Below are 2585 nucleotides of genomic sequence, written 5' to 3' on the forward strand. Positions count from 1 at the left end.
GGGCACGTCGTGTTCGGCCGCCGTCCGCACCGCGGCGCGCACGTCGTCCTCATCGCGGGGGATGACCACGCCCGCCGGGCGCGCCCGGTAAATCGAGCCGTCGGTCGCGTACAGTACCTGCGCGTACTCGTCGAACCGCACCTCGCCGGAGACGACATCCCGGAGGTCCGCGGCGAGGTCGGCGTGTTCGGCTACGTCCGCCACGTCGTAGTCGCGTGACTCCTGAAACCGCCGGAAGTCGCCTCGTTCCTCGCCGTCCGTCTCGGTCGCAGTTCGGGTCGCCCGCGGAGGGCCGTCGCCAGACATTATCACGTATAATCGTGCAGGATAGCAAAAACCTGTGTGTGCTTCGCCACGTTTGCCCGAAGCGGTAGTCGTTCGCAGCGGGCCGACTTCGTCGCACGAGGACTGAACGGGGGCTGAGTGGGTTCTTATCAGGGTGAGGACCCGGTTACTGCGGCGGGTTCCGGGGGTAGTTCCCGACGCCGGTCCGCAGTTCGCCGTCGGCGGCGACCCAGCCCTGCCGGTCCGCCGGAAGGTCGTAGGCGGTGACGTGGTCGACGTACTCGTTGTAGTTCCAGCCGCCGACCCACCACGAGTTCGCGCCGCGGAGTTCGACGCTCACCGAGACGGTCGTCGTCTCGGGGCCGTCGTACTGCACGAACAGCATCGACTCGTAGTCGTAACACCGAGTGTCGTCGCTGTTGCTCGGCCAGTCACAGGGGACGAGCCGGGCGTTCTCGCGCGGTTCGAATAGGGGTTCGGTCCCCTCGGGTGCGAGCGTGTCGATGGACTGGTTCACCCGAACGTCGGCGCTGAGGTCTATGGCGTCGTGTTCGACCCGGAGCGTGTCGGAGTCGTTCCGACTGTACTCGCTCGCCGGAATCGGCTCCCAGCGGACGAGTCGGTCGTTCTCGACGACCGCCCGGTAGTACGTCGGGTCGGCGGGAATCTCGTCGGCCCGGAGGCGGAGCATCGGGCCGTACTCCGTCTCGACCACGTCGTACGCCCAGCCCGTCGGAAGCAGGTACTCGCGGGACTCGACGGCGTCGCCGACGGACGAGGAGCCGTCGCTGACGGGCAGCGGGACGAGGACCGTCACGTTCGAAATCGGCTCGTCCGCCGAGACGCGGACGCTGTAGTCGTACTGGCTCCCGTAGGAGTCGAGATACGAGAGCCGGCCGAACGCCCAGAGCCCGCCGGCCGCGACCGCGACCACGACGAGCGCGGCGACGACGACGATGCCGAGTGCGCGGAGGTTCATCTGAATCACCGGGCGGGTCGCACCGCCCGCTCAGACCGCTGCACCTCCCGCGGCGGTGCCGGCGGTCGATTCCACGTACTCGGCGAAGTCGGCGGCGAACGACTCGACCTCGTCCCAGTCGGTGTACTCGTAGTCCCGCGAGGCGTCCGTGTCGCCGGTCGCATCTTTGGCGATGCGCTTCATCATCATCCGGGTGAGAAAGCCGTACTCGGAGTACCGAAGCGCGCCCCCGAACGCGGCCATCCGCTCGGGATGCCAGCCGCTCCGTTCGACGAACTCGTCGAGGTACGTCGTCACCTCGGCGCGGGCGTCCTCGTCGTCGAGCGCCGACGACAGCGACACTTGGAAGAAGCCGTTGGGCCGCGCCTCGATGTCGTCGCGGTGCTCGCGGACGAACCCGTAGACCGGCTTCGAGTGTGCGCCCAGGTGAATCGACGACCCGACGAGCACCGCGTCGACGGCGGCGAGCGCCTCACCGGCGGCGTCGTCGGCGACCGAGATGGTCCGCGCGTCGTGGCCGCGACTCGCCAGCGCCTCCGCGATGCGCCCGGCTATCTTCTCGGTCTGTCCCTCTTTGCTCCCGTACGCGACGAGTATCATCCCCATACCGTTTCACCGCGTAGCTGTTGGTTCGCTCACAGCATAATCCCGAAGACAGACTCTCAAGCCCCGAGAAACGGCCGCGTCCTGATTCGGCTCGAAGTCGGCCGAGTCGATTCCGACCCGCAAGGAGGAACTATTTTGGCCGTCGGCGAATCACTCCAGAATACAACTCATGAATATCTCGATGGGAACCTATCTGGTGACGCAGTCGGACCGCTCCGGCGGGCGGTCGACGCCGGACGTGGTGCAGGCCGCGGTCGACGGCGGCGTCGACGTCGTTCAACTCCGCGAGAAGCACGCGAGTGCCCGCGACCGCTACGAGATCGGGCGCGAGGTACGCACCGTGACGGCCGACGCGGGCGTGCCGCTCGTCGTCAACGATCGGGTGGACATCGCGGCCGCCATCGACGCCGACGGCGTCCACCTCGGCGACGGCGACGTGCCCGTCTCGGTCGCGCGCGAGCAACTCGGCGACGACGCCATCGTCGGCCGGTCGGTCTCGTCCGTCGCGGGCGCGAGAGCCGCCGAGGAGGCCGGCGCGGACTACCTCGGCGTCGGCGCGGTGTTCGCCACGGAGACGAAGAACACCGACCCCGAGCAGTCCGAAATCGGGACCGAGCGGGTGTCGGCCATCGCGGACGCCGTCTCGATTCCGTTCGTCGGCATCGGCGGCGTCACGCCCGACAACGCCGCCGACGTGGTCGCCGCCGGGGCCGAC

The 2585-nt window shown here is 68.5% G+C and carries 4 protein-coding genes; 1 reads left to right on the top strand and 3 read right to left on the bottom strand.

The window, feature by feature from the left end; genetic code table 11:
- From NKF06_RS20390 to NKF06_RS20400, 3 genes are all read right to left on the bottom strand, one after another.
- Window positions 1-306, bottom strand: a 306-nt coding sequence (locus tag NKF06_RS20390; protein ID WP_253246441.1) for a hypothetical protein, incomplete at its 3' end; no start/stop codon positions are given.
- A gap of 145 nt (window positions 307-451) precedes the next feature.
- Window positions 452-1264: a hypothetical protein gene (locus tag NKF06_RS20395; RefSeq protein WP_253246442.1), complete on the bottom strand. Its 813-nt coding sequence runs from the start codon at window positions 1262-1264 to the stop codon at window positions 452-454.
- A gap of 30 nt (window positions 1265-1294) precedes the next feature.
- Complete coding sequence (locus tag NKF06_RS20400; RefSeq protein ID WP_253246443.1) at window positions 1295-1870, bottom strand: flavodoxin domain-containing protein; 576 nt, start codon at window positions 1868-1870, stop codon at window positions 1295-1297.
- 181 nt (window positions 1871-2051) lie between these two features.
- On the opposite strand from NKF06_RS20400, the gene thiE reads away from it, so the two are divergent.
- Window positions 2052-2585 (top strand): thiamine phosphate synthase (thiE, locus tag NKF06_RS20405; RefSeq protein ID WP_253246444.1); only part of this gene is annotated, 534 nt, incomplete at its 3' end.

The organism is Haloferax sp. AB510 (assembly GCF_024136985.1).
Taxonomy (GTDB): domain Archaea; phylum Halobacteriota; class Halobacteria; order Halobacteriales; family Haloferacaceae; genus Haloferax.